The organism is Pedococcus sp. P2_F6 (assembly GCF_056403675.1).
The window spans coordinates 67,926-80,508 of the sequence record NZ_JBFUEZ010000002.1 but is presented as its reverse complement, the minus strand read 5'-3'; the positions used below and the strand labels follow the sequence as shown (position 1 = coordinate 80,508).

Sequence of the window (12,583 nt, the reverse complement as noted above, 5' to 3'; positions counted from 1 at the left end):
CGACGTGTTGCCGCCAGGTCGTCACGGAGTGGCGATCTCCGGGGTTTGGTGACGACCAGCCGGCAACAGGTGGGGGCGTCTTGCGACGTGTTGCCGCCAGGTCGTCACGGGGCGGCGATTTCCGGGGTTGGTGACCACCAGCCGGCAACAGGTGGGCGGGGGTCAGCCGTGGGCCGCTGCGAACTCGGCGGCGGTCAGCTCGTAGACGACCTCGCCCAGCTCGGCACCGGGCAGCGGCTCGTCCCATTCCCTGATGTCGGTGCGGACGTGGCGCAGGCCGAGCCGTTCGAGGACCGCCCGGGAGCGGACGTTCACTGCCATCGTCTCGGCCCAGATCCGGTCGAGCCCGACGGTGACGAAGCCGTGCTCCATCAAGCGGGTGGCGCCCTCGGTGGCCAGCCCTCGCCCCCAGGCTCGCCTGCGCAGCCGGTAGCCCAGCTCGGCAGCCTCGCTCGTCAACCCGTCGTCCGGGGTGAGGCAGAACCACCCGACGAACTCCTCGTCCTCGAAGGCGGACCAGTAGCCCAGCCCCAGCGCGTCGTGCGCGGGTTCGGTGCGGTGCGGCATCCAGACCTCGATGACCTCCTGTGGCCCGGTGGCCCTCCCGGTCAGGAACTCCATCACGTCGGGGTCGCCGTCGAGCTCGACCAGCAGGTCGCTGTCGTCCGCCTTCAGTGGACGCAGCTGGAGCCGCGGCGTCGTCAGGTGCGGCCTGGACATCAGGAGGGCGTCTGCAACAGCTCGGGTCCGATCTGCGCCACCGAGCCGACACCCGACAGCCCCATCGTCAGGTCCAGCTCGGCCACGATGTTGGCCAGCACGTCCCTGACACCGTCCCGCCCACCGAGGGCCAGGCCGTAGAGGTAGGGCCGGCCGATCGCGACGGCGTCGGCGCCCAGCGCGATGGCCTTGACGACGTCGCTGCCGGTGCGGACACCGCTGTCCAGGATCACCGCGAGGTCGGGTCCGAGGGCTGCGCGCACCGACGGCAGGGCGTCGAGGGAGGCGATCGCGCCGTCGACCTGCCGTCCGCCGTGGTTGCTGACCACGACCCCGCTGGCACCCGCTTCCACGGCCCGTGTCGCGTCGTCAGGGTGCAGGACACCCTTGACCAGGAACGGGAGGTCCGTGCGGTCGCGCAGGGTGGCGAGCTGCTCCCAGGTGAGCCCGGGGTTCGAGTAGATGTCGAGGAACGTCTCGACCGCAGCCCGGGGCGTGGGGGAGCGGAGGTTGGCCCGCAGGTCGCCGGGGTGCTCGCGGCTGATCGACAACAGCGACCGGAGCGCGCCCACCGTCACCTTGACGTCGTCCTTGGCGCGCACGGCTGCCTCAGCCGCGGCCGCCTTCGCCGCGATCCGGTCGCGGACCACCTGCTGGAAGCGCGGGTCGGAGGTGTACTGCGCGATGCCGATGCCCTGGGAGAACGGCAGGGACCCGAGGTTCAGGTCCTGGGGGCGCCACCCCAGCATCGTCGTGTCGAGGGTGACCACGATCGCCTCGGCGCCGCTCGCGGCGGCGCGGGCGAGGAAGCTGTCGACGAGCGGTTCGTCGGTGGACCAGTAGAGCTGGAACCATCGCGGCGCCGACCCCATGGCTGCCGCGACGTCCTCCATCGGGGAACACCCCTGGTTGGACAGGATGTACGGCAGGCCGAGCTCAGCCGCCGCCGAGCCGATCTCGAGGTCGCTGTCGCGGTGGACCAACCCGGCCGCACCCACGGGGGCGAGCAGCACCGGTGCGGGAAGCCGTCGGCCGAGGATCTCGGTGGACAGGTCGCGCTGGGCGTTGCCGGGCAGCAGGCGGGGCACGATCCGGACGCGCTCGAAGGCGGCGCGGTTCGCCCGCATGGTCGCGCCCTCGCCCGCCCCGCCCGCGACATAGGCCCAGGCCCGTGGTGACATCGTCGCTGCCGCACGTCGCTCGAGCTCGGCGAAGTCGGTCGGCACCGTGGGGCGGTGGCCCAGCACTCCCGCGCGGTAGATCAGGCCCTGCCTGGCCCTGCCTGGACCTTCGGGCGGCGTCGTCATGGCCCCGATCCTGCCAGCGGGACCACCCCGCTGGGGGTGAACGACACCGGTGAGCACCCGGCATACCCGGGAGGGGGCAGAGCGGCGCGACGCGCCATCGGAGCGGGTATGCCGCGTGGCCCGGCCTCGATTTGGTAGGTCACCGTCGCCTCTGGCACACTGGACCGGTTGCTTGACGCGCGCCGTTGACCCATGTCGACGCCGCCACCCCCGGTGACACACCTCGAACCGTGCATTGATGCGCGGGGCGACACTCCAGGGAAGCGCAAGCCCCGGCTCTGCCGGTCAATCCGAACCGCACGACTGCGTGAAAACGCGTGTCGTCCGGCCGCGAAGCGGGTGCGACACACCCGACCGCGGGGGTCGGAGATGGCCAAGAGCCGGCCAAGCTAGATGTTCGGCGAGAGAGAGACGTAACGGAGATGGCGGGACAGAAGATCCGCATCCGCTTGAAGTCGTATGACCACGAGGTCATCGACAACTCGGCGCGCAAGATTGTCGACACGGTGACCCGTGCTGGCGCGACGGTAGTCGGCCCTGTGCCGCTGCCCACGGAGAAGAACGTCTTCGTGGTCATCCGTTCGCCCCACAAGTACAAGGACAGCCGCGAGCACTTCGAGATGCGCACCCACAAGCGCTTGATCGACATCATCGACCCGACGCCGAAGGCCGTCGACTCGCTGATGCGTCTCGACCTGCCGGCAGACGTCAACATCGAGATCAAGCTCTGAGGCTGGCGAAATGACCACCACTGCTACCAAGACCGTGAAGGGCGTACTGGGCAAGAAGCTCGGTATGACCCAGGTGTGGGATGCCGACAACCGGCTCATCCCCGTCACCGTCATCGAAGCGGGCCCCTGCGTCGTCACGCAGGTCCGCGCCGCTGCGAAGGACGGCTACGACGCCGTCCAGATCGCGTTCGGCGCCATCGACCCCCGCAAGGTGACCAAGCCCCTGACCGGGCACTTCGAGAAGGCCGGCGTGACCCCGCGTCGCCACCTCGTGGAGCTCCGTACCGCTGACGCCGCCGAGTACACGCTCGGCCAGGAAGTCACGGTCGAGACCTTCGAGGCCGGCCAGGCGATCGACGTCACCGGGACCACCAAGGGCAAGGGCTTTGCCGGCGTCATGAAGCGTCACGGCTTCCACGGCGTCAGCTCCTCCCACGGTTCCCACAAGAACCACCGCAAGCCTGGCTCGATCGGTGGCTGCGCCACCCCGGGTCGCGTGTTCAAGGGCATGCGCATGGCCGGCCGGATGGGCGGCGAGCGCCAGACCACCCAGAACCTCACGATCCACGCCGTGGACGTGGAGCGGGGCCTGCTGCTGATCAAGGGTGCCGTTCCCGGCCCCCGCAACGGCACCGTCCTCGTCCGCACGGCCGCGAAGGGAGCCTGAGCCAGATGGCAACCAAGACCGTCGCTGCTGACCTGCCCGCCGAGATCTTCGACGTCCAGGTCAACGTTCCGCTGATCCACCAGGTCGTCGTGGCCCAGCTGGCCGCCGCGCGTCAGGGCACGCACTCCACCAAGACCCGCGGCGAAGTCCGCGGTGGTGGCCGCAAGCCCTACCGCCAGAAGGGCACCGGCCGCGCCCGTCAGGGCTCGACCCGCGCCCCGCAGTTCGCAGGCGGTGGCGTCGTCCACGGCCCGCAGCCGCGTGACTACGCCCAGCGGACCCCCAAGAAGATGAAGGCCGCCGCCCTGCGCGGTGCCCTCTCCGACCGGGCCCGCAACGACCGGGTGCACGTCGTCGAGTCCCTCGTGACCGGCACTGCGCCGTCCACCAAGGACGCGCTCGCGCTGCTCGCCGGCCTGACCGACCGTCCCAACCTGCTCGTCGTGCTCGACCGCAGCGATGTCGTGTCGCTGAAGTCGGTCCGCAACCTCGACGGCGTGCACGTGCTCGCCGCCGACCAGCTCAACACGTACGACGTGCTGTGCGCGGACGATGTCGTCTTCACCACCGCTGCCCTGGAGGCGTTCGTCTCCAAGGCGCAGCCGGTCGGCGGCGTCATCGAGGTCGAGATCGTCGACGACGCACCTGCCAAGGCCGACAAGCCGGCCAAGGCTGCCAAGACCGAGAAGTCCGAGGCCAAGGCGGACAAGCCTGCCAAGGCGGAGAAGCCGGCCAAGGCCGACAAGCCCGCCAAGGCCGAGAAGCCCGCCAAGGCCGAGAAGGCCGCGACGCTGGTGGACGCTCCCGAGGACACCGACGGTGGCTACGGCGCCGACTCGGCTGTCGCCCTCGAGGACGGCTCCGCGCCGGAGGGCTTCGAGGTCAAGGGCAACAAGGACTCGATGAAGTTCCACGTCCCCGGCTCCCGCTGGTACGACGCGACCGTCGCCGAGGTCTGGTTCCGCACTGCGGATGCCGCCGCGGCTGCAGGTTTCGTCCCCGCCGGTGGCGCTGCTGCCCAGGAGACCACTGACGTGGCTGAGGAGGAGACCAAGTGAGCACCCAGTCTGCTCTGTACGGCAAGGACCCCCGCGACATCCTGATCGCGCCGGTCGTTTCCGAGAAGTCGTACTCGCTGCTCGACCAGGGCAAGTACACCTTCATCGTCGACCCGCGGGCGAACAAGACGGAGATCAAGATCGCCGTCGAGCGCGTCTTCAACGTCAAGGTTGACTCCGTCCACACCCTCAACCGTGTCGGCAAGACCCGCCGCACCCGGTTCGGCCTCGGCAAGCGCAAGGACACCAAGCGTGCGATCGTCACCCTCCGCGAGGGCTCGATCGACATCTTCGGTGCCGGCGCCTGACGGAATCGCTGAAGAGACGTAAGGGATTACGAAACATGGGTATCCGTAAGTACAAGCCGACCACGCCTGGCCGCCGAGGCTCCAGCGTCGCCGACTTCGTCGAGGTCACGCGCTCCACGCCTGAGAAGTCGCTGGTGCGCCCCCTGACGAAGTCCGGTGGACGCAACAGCAACGGCCGCATCACCACCCGTCACATCGGTGGTGGACACAAGCGCGCCTACCGCGTCATCGACTTCCGTCGCCATGACAAGGACGGCGTGCCGGCCAAGGTCGCTCACATCGAGTACGACCCCAACCGCACGGCGCGCATCGCGCTGCTGCACTACGCCGACGGTGAGAAGCGCTACATCCTGGCCCCCAAGGGCCTGGAGCAGGGCGCCAACATCGAGAACGGCCCCTCGGCCGACATCAAGCCCGGCAACAGCCTGCCGCTGCGCAACATCCCGACCGGTACGGTCATCCACGCCGTCGAGCTCAAGCCCGGTGGCGGTGCGAAGATCGCCCGCTCCGCTGGTGTGCGCGTGCAGCTCGTCGCCAAGGACGGTCCCTACGCCCAGCTGCGTATGCCGTCCGGTGAGATCCGCAACGTCGACCTGCGCTGCCGCGCCACGGTCGGCGAGGTCGGCAACGCCGAGCAGTCCAACATCAACTGGGGCAAGGCCGGCCGCATGAGGTGGAAGGGCAAGCGCCCGACCGTCCGTGGTGTCGCCATGAACCCGGTCGACCACCCGCACGGTGGTGGTGAGGGTAAGACGTCCGGTGGTCGTCACCCCGTCAGCCCGTGGGGTCAGGCCGAGGGCCGCACCCGCCGCCCCGGCAAGCCGAGCGACAAGATGATCGTTCGCCGCCGTCGTACTGGCAAGAAGCGCTGAGAAGGAGCCTGAGAAACCATGCCTCGTAGCTTGAAGAAGGGCCCTTTCATCGACGGCCACCTTCAGAAGAAGGTCGACGTCCAGAACGAAGCGGGCACCAAGAACGTCATCAAGACCTGGTCGCGTCGGTCGGTCGTGAGCCCCGACATGCTGGGTCACACCCTCGCCGTGCACGACGGTCGCAAGCACGTCCCGGTGTTCGTCACCGAGTCGATGGTCGGCCACAAGCTCGGTGAGTTCGCACCGACCCGCACGTTCAAGGGTCACGTGAAGGACGACAAGAAGGGGCGTCGTCGCTGATGGCTGCCCCGACCGAGAACAAGGACAACGTGATGGAAGCCAAGGCGAGTGCGCGGCACGTCCGCGTCACGCCCCAGAAGGCCCGCCGCATGGTGGACCTGATCCGCGGCAAGCAGGCCACTGAGGCCATCGCTGTGCTCCGGTTCGCGCCGCAGTACGCCTCCGACCCGGTGCAGAAGGTGCTCGAGAGCGCCATCGCCAACCTCCGGGTCAAGGCGGACAAGGCCTCTGAGGCCTTCGACGAGACCAACCTGGTCATCAGCGAGGCGTTCGTCGACGAGGGTCCGACCATGAAGCGGTTCCGCCCGCGGGCCCAGGGCCGCGCGGCACGCATCAACAAGCGGACCAGCCACATCACCGTGGTCGTCACGCCGAAGACCACCAAGGGAGGCACCCGCTAATGGGTCAGAAGGTCAACCCGCACGGCTTCCGCCTCGGTATCACCACCGAGCACAAGAGCCGCTGGTTCGCTGACTCCACCAAGGAGGGTCAGCGGTACCGCGACTACGTCAAGGAAGACGTCGCCATCCGCAAGCTCATGTCCGAGGGCATGGAGCGGGCCGGCATCTCCCGCGTCGAGATCGAGCGCACCCGTGACCGCGTCCGTGTGGACATCCACACCGCGCGTCCCGGCATCGTCATCGGTCGTCGTGGCGCCGAGGCCGACCGCATCCGTGGCGAGCTCGAGAAGCTCACCGGCAAGCAGGTCCAGCTGAACATCCTCGAGGTCAAGAACCCCGAGGTGGACAGCCAGCTCGTCGCGCAGGGCATCGCCGAGCAGCTCTCTGCTCGTGTGTCGTTCCGTCGTGCGATGCGCAAGGGCATGCAGTCCGCCACCCGCGCCGGCGCCAAGGGCATCCGTGTCCAGGTCTCCGGTCGCCTCGGCGGCGCCGAGATGTCTCGCACCGAGTTCTACCGCGAGGGTCGCGTTCCGCTGCACACCCTGCGTGCGCAGATCGACTACGGCTTCTACGAGGCCCGCACCACGTTCGGTCGCATCGGCGTCAAGGTGTGGATCTACAAGGGCGACGTCACCGCTCGCGAGCTGGCTCAGCAGCAGGCTGCTGCGCCGCGTCCGAGCCGTGGCCCGCGTCGTGACGGCGCAGACCGTCCGGCCCGCGCTCGTCGCGAGCGTCCGGAGGCCGCCACCGAGACCGCTGCTGAGGCTCCCGCCGCTGAGGCGACCGCAGCCGCAGCCAGCACTGAGGGAGAGCAGTCCTGACATGTTGATTCCTCGTCGAGTCAAGCACCGCAAGCAGCACCACCCGGGTCGTTCGGGCGCTGCCAAGGGTGGCACCAAGATCGCGTTCGGCGACTATGGCATCCAGGCCCTCGAGCCCGCCTACGTCACCAACCGTCAGATCGAGTCCGCTCGTATTGCGATGACGCGTTACATGAAGCGTGGCGGAAAGGTGTGGATCAACATCTACCCCGACCGCCCGCTGACCAAGAAGCCTGCTGAGACCCGCATGGGTTCCGGTAAGGGCTCCCCCGAGTGGTGGATCGCCAACGTCAAGCCTGGTCGCGTGATGTTCGAGGTGAACGGTGTGTCCGAAGAGGTCGCCCGTGAAGCCATGCGTCTGGCGATGCACAAGCTCCCCATGAAGTGCCGCTTCGTTCGGCGTGAGGGTGGTGACATCTGATGGCAGTCGGATCCAAGGACCTGGTGTCCGAGAACCTTCGTGGTCTCGACGACGACCACCTTGTGGACGAGCTCCGCAAGGCCAAGGAGGAGCTGTTCAACCTCCGGTTCCAGTCGGCCACCGGCCAGCTGGACAACCACGGCCGCCTGCGCGCCGTCCGCAAGGACATCGCCCGCATCTACACCGAGCTGCGTGAGCGCGAGCTCGGCATCGGGCAGAGCCCGAGTGTCGAAGCCAAGGAGGAGTCGGCATGACCAAGGACGTGAAGGATGAGGCAGTGACGGCGCAAGACCGCAACTACCGCAAGACCCGTCAGGGCTACGTGGTGAGCGACAAGATGGACAAGACCGTCGTGGTCGAGGTCGAGGACCGCGTCAAGCACGCTCTCTACGGCAAGGTCCTGCGACGCTCGAGCAAGGTCAAGGCCCACGACGAGGACAACGCCGCCGGTATCGGTGACCGCGTCTCGATCATGGAGACCCGTCCGCTCTCGGCCACCAAGCGCTGGCGCGTGGTGGAGATCCTCGAGAAGGCCAAGTAGTACCAACCTCAGCATCCGCCGCCCACGCGGCATACCGGAGAAACAACGCCAGGTATGCCGCGGGGGCACGGACAACAAGCCCCCCACAGTTCGGCAAGGCTCACCGTGCGTGAGAACCAGCTCGACGACAGGAGTTAGACAGTGATCCAGCAGGAGTCGCGACTGCGCGTCGCCGACAACACTGGTGCCAAGGAAATCCTTTGCATCCGTGTTCTCGGTGGCTCGGGTCGTCGTTACGCCGGCATCGGTGACGTCATCGTCGCCGCCGTCAAGGACGCCATTCCCGGCGGCAACGTCAAGAAGGGCGACGTCGTCAAGGCCGTCATCGTGCGCACCACCAAGGAGCGCCGTCGCGGCGACGGGTCGTACATCAAGTTCGACGAGAACGCCGCCGTCATCCTCAAGGCCGACGGGGACCCCCGTGGCACCCGCATCTTCGGCCCGGTGGGCCGCGAGCTGCGTGAGAAGAAGTTCATGAAGATCATCTCGTTGGCGCCGGAGGTGCTCTGACCCATGGCTGACAAGAAGAAGATGAAGATCAAGAAGGGTGACACCGTCAAGGTGCTCACCGGCAAGGATCGCAACAGCATCGGCAAGGTCATCGCCGTGTACCCCGAGACCGAGCGCGTGCTCGTCGAGGGCGTCAACCGGGTGACCCGCCACACCAAGGCCGGTCAGTCCGCCCGCGGTACCCGTACCGGTGGCCTGGTCGTCCAGGAAGCCGCGATCCACGTGAGCAACGTGGCCGTCGTGGACCCCGATGACAAGAAGCTCGCGACCCGGATCAAGACCCGCGTCGAGACCGTCGAGCGTGGCGGCCGCACCAAGACCGTCCGCACCCGTGTCGCGGTGCGCTCGGGCAAGGACCTGTGAGAGACATGACCGAAACAGAAACCAAGCCTCAGACCGAAGTTTCCGCAGCGGTCACGCCGCGCCTCAAGCAGCGCTACGCGGACGAGATCAAGGGCGGGCTGTTCACGCAGTTCGGCTACGAGAACGTCATGCAGGTGCCCGGCGTGGTCAAGGTCGTCGTCAACATGGGTGTTGGTGACGCCGCCAAGGACGCCAAGCTCATCGAGGGCGCGATCAGGGACTTGTCCGCCATCACCGGCCAGAAGCCGCTGGTGACCAAGGCCCGCAAGTCCATCGCGCAGTTCAAGCTGCGCGAGGGCATGCCGATCGGTGCGCACACCACGCTGCGCGGCGACCGGATGTGGGAGTTCCTCGACCGTCTCGTGTCGGTGGCCCTGCCCCGTATCCGTGACTTCCGCGGCCTGTCGCCCAAGCAGTTCGACGGCAACGGCAACTACACCTTCGGTCTCACCGAGCAGTCGATGTTCCACGAGATCGACCAGGACCGGATCGACCGCGTGCGTGGCATGGACATCACCGTGGTGACCACCGCCACCAATGACGACGAGGGCCGCGCACTGCTCAAGGCGCTCGGCTTCCCCTTCAAGGAGAACTGACATGGCGAAGACCGCCCTGGTCAACAAGGCCAACAAGAAGCCGAAGTTCAAGGTGCGCGGCTACACCCGTTGTCAGCGCTGCGGCCGACCGCACTCGGTCTACCGCAAGTTCGGGCTGTGCCGCATCTGCCTTCGCGAGATGGCTCACCGCGGCGAGCTGCCCGGCGTCACCAAGAGCTCCTGGTAATACCCACCGATTTCATCCTTACATCGCAGGTCGCTGCATCCGCAGTGAAACCACGGTGAGAGAGGGCCGGAGAAGCCCATGACCATGACTGACCCGATTGCGGACATGTTGACCCGCGTCAGGAACGCCAACTCGGCGCACCACGACGATGTCTCCATGCCGTTTTCCAAGCTGAAGTCCCACATTGCCGAGATCCTCCAGGCGGAGGGCTACATCGCCGCCTGGAAGGTCGAGGACGCCGAGGTCGGCAAGACGCTGACCATCGAGCTCAAGTACGGCCCCAACCGCGAGCGGTCCATCGCTGGCGTGCGCCGTGTCTCCAAGCCCGGTCTGCGCGTCTACGCCAAGTCGACGAACCTGCCCAAGGTTCTCGGCGGTCTCGGTGTGGCCATCCTTTCCACCTCGTCTGGTCTCCTCACGGACCGCCAGGCCAAAGCCAAGGGTGTGGGCGGGGAAGTCCTCGCCTACGTCTGGTAAGGGGATTCGACATGTCGCGTATCGGACGACTCCCGGTCTCCATCCCGAGCGGTGTCGAGGTCACCATCGACGGCCAGTCCGTCAAGGTGAAGGGCCCCAAGGGCGAGCTCAGCCACGTCGTGGCCGAGCCGATCACCGTCGAGAAGGGTGACGCGGACCTCGAGGTCAAGCGCCCCAACGACGAGCGCCAGTCGCGTGCCCTGCACGGCCTGACCCGGTCGCTCATCAACAACATGGTGCTCGGTGTGACCGAGGGCTATGAGAAGAAGATGGAGATCCACGGCACGGGTTACCGCGTGGCCAACAAGGGCGGGGACCTCGAGTTCGCGCTGGGCTACAGCCACTCGATCACCGTCAAGGCCCCTGAGGGCATCTCCTTCGCCGTCGAGAACCCGACCCGCTTCGCGGTCCAGGGCATCGACAAGCAGCTCGTTGGCGAGGTTGCTGCAAACATCCGCAAGCTGCGCAAGCCCGACCCGTACAAGGGCAAGGGCGTTCGCTATGCGGGCGAGCACATCCGTCGCAAGGTCGGAAAGGCCGGTAAGTAAGCCATGGCAATGATCGTCAAGCGCGCCAAGGGCAAGTCCGCTGCACGCGGACGTCGCCACCTGCGCCTGCGCAAGAAGGTGACCGGCACGACGGTTCGTCCGCGCCTGGTCGTGTCGCGGTCCTCGCGCCACGTCTTCGTGCAGATCGTCGACGACACCCTCGGCAAGACCGTGGCGTCGGCCTCCACCATGGAGGCGGACCTGCGTTCGTTCGAGGGTGACAAGACCGCCAAGGCCCGCAAGGTGGGCGAGCTGCTCGCCGAGCGCGCCAAGAGCGCCGGTGTCGAGGCTGTCGTCTTCGACCGTGGTGGCAACAAGTACCACGGCCGCGTCGCTGCCATCGCCGAGGGCGCCCGCGAGGGTGGACTGGCCCTGTGAGCACCGTGACCGCAACTGTTATTGAGATGAGGAACATCTGATGCCCGGACCCCAGCGTCGAGGCACTGGTGCCGCTGCTGGCGGCGACGCAGCTCGTGGTGAGCGCGGCGACCGCCGCGGTGGCCGCGACAACCGTCGTGACGGCGGCCGTGACCAGGCCGAGAAGAGCGCCTACGTCGAGCGCGTCGTGACCATCAACCGCGTGTCCAAGGTCGTCAAGGGTGGACGTCGCTTCAGCTTCACCGCCCTCGTGGTCGTGGGCGACGGCGACGGCACCGTCGGCGTCGGCTACGGCAAGGCCAAGGAAGTTCCCGCGGCGATCGCCAAGGGTGTCGAGGAGGCCAAGAAGGAGTTCTTCAAGGTCCCCCGCATCCAGGGCACCATCCCGCACCCCGTGCAGGGTGAGGCCGCTGCCGGTGTCGTCATGCTCCGTCCCGCCGCCCCCGGTACCGGTGTCATCGCCGGTGGTCCGGTGCGTGCGGTGCTCGAGTGCGCCGGCATCCACGACGTGCTGAGCAAGTCGCTCGGCTCCGACAACGCCATCAACGTCGTCCACGCGACGGTCGCGGCCCTGCGGGGTCTCGAGCGTCCGGAGGAAGTGGCTGCCCGCCGCGGCCTCCCGGTCGACCGCGTGGCCCCGGCCGCGATGCTGCGCGCCCAGGCTGCTGGCCGCGAAGCCGCCAAGGCAGGTGCCTGATGCGTCTCAAGGTGACCCAGACCCGTTCCGAGATCGGTGGCAAGCAGAACCAGCGTGACACGCTGCGCAGCCTCGGTCTGAAGCGCATTGGCGACGTCGTCGTCAAGGAGGACCGTCCCGAGATCCGCGGGATGGTCAAGACGGTGACGCACCTCGTTGCCGTCGAGGAGGTTGACTGACCATGGCAGAGAAGAAGGCCGTCAAGGCCGCTGCCGCGCCCGAGGGCACGACCCTCAAGGTGCACCACCTGCGTCCGGCCCCCGGCGCCAAGACCGCGAAGACCCGTGTGGGTCGCGGTGAGGGCTCCAAGGGCAAGACCGCCGGTCGTGGCACCAAGGGCACCAAGGCCCGCTACCAGGTTCCGGAGCGCTTCGAAGGTGGCGCCATGCCGCTGCACATGCGTCTCCCGAAGCTGCGTGGCTTCAAGAACCCGTTCCGCGTGGAGTTCCAGGTCGTGAACCTGGACAAGCTGTCCGCCCTCTTCCCCGAGGGTGGCGATGTGACCATCGCCGACCTCGTGGCCAAGGGTGCGGTCCGCGACAACTCCCCGGTCAAGGTGCTCGGCACCGGCGAGATCACCGTCAAGGTCAACGTGACCGCTGACAAGTTCTCGGCGACCGCCAAGGAGAAGATCGAAGCCGCCGGCGGCTCGGTCACCTCCGCCTGACCACGCAACGACG

The 12,583-nt window shown here is 67.6% G+C and carries 24 protein-coding genes; 21 read left to right on the top strand and 3 right to left on the bottom strand.

Annotated features, from left to right (window positions below; translation table 11 throughout):
- Positions 1-162 precede the first annotated feature (162 nt).
- From AC1DWP_RS05820 to AC1DWP_RS05810, 3 genes are read right to left on the bottom strand one after another with little or no spacing between them, the layout of a single operon-like run.
- On the bottom strand, positions 163-720 hold the full coding sequence (locus AC1DWP_RS05820) for a GNAT family N-acetyltransferase (protein WP_477613519.1): 558 nt from the start codon (positions 718-720) through the stop codon (positions 163-165).
- Positions 720-2,027: an alpha-hydroxy-acid oxidizing protein gene (locus AC1DWP_RS05815; RefSeq protein WP_477613518.1), complete on the bottom strand. Its 1,308-nt coding sequence runs from the start codon at positions 2,025-2,027 to the stop codon at positions 720-722. Before AC1DWP_RS05815 ends, AC1DWP_RS05820 begins: the two co-directional genes overlap by 1 nt.
- Positions 2,024-2,170 carry a hypothetical protein gene (locus AC1DWP_RS05810; RefSeq protein ID WP_477613517.1) on the bottom strand — a complete coding sequence of 49 codons (147 nt, stop codon included), beginning with the start codon at positions 2,168-2,170 and terminating at the stop codon, positions 2,024-2,026. Before AC1DWP_RS05810 ends, AC1DWP_RS05815 begins: the two co-directional genes overlap by 4 nt.
- A gap of 279 nt (positions 2,171-2,449) precedes the next feature.
- Here AC1DWP_RS05810 and rpsJ point away from each other — a divergent pair, with 279 nt between their 5' ends.
- The 21 genes from rpsJ to rplO all read left to right on the top strand — a co-directional run bounded on the left by rpsJ (position 2,450) and on the right by rplO (position 12,570).
- Entirely contained in the window at positions 2,450-2,758 is a 309-nt protein-coding gene (gene rpsJ / locus AC1DWP_RS05805; RefSeq protein ID WP_009775966.1) for a 30S ribosomal protein S10, read from the top strand.
- A 10-nt stretch (positions 2,759-2,768) separates the two neighbouring features.
- Entirely contained in the window at positions 2,769-3,425 is a 657-nt protein-coding gene (gene rplC, locus AC1DWP_RS05800) for a 50S ribosomal protein L3 (protein ID WP_477613516.1), read from the top strand.
- A gap of 5 nt (positions 3,426-3,430) precedes the next feature.
- Positions 3,431-4,483: a 50S ribosomal protein L4, sunset domain variant gene (rplD, locus tag AC1DWP_RS05795; RefSeq protein ID WP_477613515.1), complete on the top strand. Its 1,053-nt coding sequence runs from the start codon at positions 3,431-3,433 to the stop codon at positions 4,481-4,483.
- The gene (gene rplW, locus AC1DWP_RS05790) at positions 4,480-4,791 is read left to right on the top strand and encodes a 50S ribosomal protein L23 (RefSeq protein WP_477613514.1); all 312 of its coding nucleotides are present in this window, start codon (positions 4,480-4,482) and stop codon (positions 4,789-4,791) included. Before rplD ends, rplW begins: the two co-directional genes overlap by 4 nt.
- Positions 4,792-4,826: 35 nt before the next feature.
- Entirely contained in the window at positions 4,827-5,663 is an 837-nt protein-coding gene (gene rplB, locus AC1DWP_RS05785) for a 50S ribosomal protein L2 (RefSeq protein ID WP_056923997.1), read from the top strand.
- A gap of 18 nt (positions 5,664-5,681) precedes the next feature.
- Positions 5,682-5,963, top strand: coding sequence for a 30S ribosomal protein S19 (gene rpsS, locus AC1DWP_RS05780; protein WP_056923996.1), 282 nt, complete (start codon positions 5,682-5,684; stop codon positions 5,961-5,963).
- Positions 5,964-5,995: 32 nt separating this feature from the next.
- Positions 5,996-6,364 carry a 50S ribosomal protein L22 gene (gene rplV, locus AC1DWP_RS05775; protein WP_477613901.1) on the top strand — a complete coding sequence of 123 codons (369 nt, stop codon included), beginning with the start codon at positions 5,996-5,998 and terminating at the stop codon, positions 6,362-6,364.
- Entirely contained in the window at positions 6,364-7,185 is an 822-nt protein-coding gene (gene rpsC / locus AC1DWP_RS05770) for a 30S ribosomal protein S3 (RefSeq protein ID WP_477613513.1), read from the top strand. The genes rplV and rpsC overlap by 1 nt, the downstream gene beginning before the upstream one ends.
- A 1-nt stretch (position 7,186) precedes the next feature.
- Complete coding sequence (gene rplP, locus AC1DWP_RS05765; protein WP_477613512.1) at positions 7,187-7,606, top strand: 50S ribosomal protein L16; 420 nt, start codon at positions 7,187-7,189, stop codon at positions 7,604-7,606.
- Positions 7,606-7,860 carry a 50S ribosomal protein L29 gene (gene rpmC, locus AC1DWP_RS05760; RefSeq protein ID WP_477613511.1) on the top strand — a complete coding sequence of 85 codons (255 nt, stop codon included), beginning with the start codon at positions 7,606-7,608 and terminating at the stop codon, positions 7,858-7,860. The genes rplP and rpmC overlap by 1 nt, the downstream gene beginning before the upstream one ends.
- Positions 7,857-8,147, top strand: a complete 291-nt coding sequence (rpsQ, locus tag AC1DWP_RS05755) for a 30S ribosomal protein S17 (protein WP_477613510.1) — start codon at positions 7,857-7,859, stop codon at positions 8,145-8,147. The genes rpmC and rpsQ overlap by 4 nt, the downstream gene beginning before the upstream one ends.
- 141 nt (positions 8,148-8,288) lie before the next feature.
- Entirely contained in the window at positions 8,289-8,657 is a 369-nt protein-coding gene (gene rplN / locus AC1DWP_RS05750) for a 50S ribosomal protein L14 (RefSeq protein ID WP_056923992.1), read from the top strand.
- Positions 8,658-8,660: 3 nt separating this feature from the next.
- Positions 8,661-9,020: a 50S ribosomal protein L24 gene (rplX, locus tag AC1DWP_RS05745; protein ID WP_477613509.1), complete on the top strand. Its 360-nt coding sequence runs from the start codon at positions 8,661-8,663 to the stop codon at positions 9,018-9,020.
- 5 nt (positions 9,021-9,025) lie between these two features.
- The gene (gene rplE, locus AC1DWP_RS05740; protein ID WP_477613508.1) at positions 9,026-9,616 is read left to right on the top strand and encodes a 50S ribosomal protein L5; all 591 of its coding nucleotides are present in this window, start codon (positions 9,026-9,028) and stop codon (positions 9,614-9,616) included.
- Between the two features lies 1 nt (position 9,617).
- On the top strand, positions 9,618-9,803 hold the full coding sequence (locus AC1DWP_RS05735; protein ID WP_035902511.1) for a type Z 30S ribosomal protein S14: 186 nt from the start codon (positions 9,618-9,620) through the stop codon (positions 9,801-9,803).
- A 78-nt stretch (positions 9,804-9,881) separates the two neighbouring features.
- A complete protein-coding gene (rpsH, locus tag AC1DWP_RS05730) occupies positions 9,882-10,280 on the top strand; it encodes a 30S ribosomal protein S8 (protein ID WP_477613507.1) in 399 nt (132 codons plus the stop codon).
- 11 nt (positions 10,281-10,291) lie between these two features.
- Positions 10,292-10,828 (top strand): 50S ribosomal protein L6, encoded by a 537-nt coding sequence (rplF, locus tag AC1DWP_RS05725; RefSeq protein WP_477613506.1) that lies wholly within the window; start codon positions 10,292-10,294, stop codon positions 10,826-10,828.
- 3 nt (positions 10,829-10,831) lie between these two features.
- Positions 10,832-11,206: a 50S ribosomal protein L18 gene (rplR, locus tag AC1DWP_RS05720; protein WP_477613505.1), complete on the top strand. Its 375-nt coding sequence runs from the start codon at positions 10,832-10,834 to the stop codon at positions 11,204-11,206.
- Between the two features lie 40 nt (positions 11,207-11,246).
- Positions 11,247-11,903, top strand: a complete 657-nt coding sequence (gene rpsE / locus AC1DWP_RS05715) for a 30S ribosomal protein S5 (RefSeq protein WP_477613504.1) — start codon at positions 11,247-11,249, stop codon at positions 11,901-11,903.
- On the top strand, positions 11,900-12,082 hold the full coding sequence (gene rpmD, locus AC1DWP_RS05710) for a 50S ribosomal protein L30 (RefSeq protein WP_056924254.1): 183 nt from the start codon (positions 11,900-11,902) through the stop codon (positions 12,080-12,082). Before rpsE ends, rpmD begins: the two co-directional genes overlap by 4 nt.
- A 2-nt stretch (positions 12,083-12,084) precedes the next feature.
- Complete coding sequence (rplO, locus tag AC1DWP_RS05705; protein WP_477613503.1) at positions 12,085-12,570, top strand: 50S ribosomal protein L15; 486 nt, start codon at positions 12,085-12,087, stop codon at positions 12,568-12,570.
- Positions 12,571-12,583: the final 13 nt, after the last annotated feature.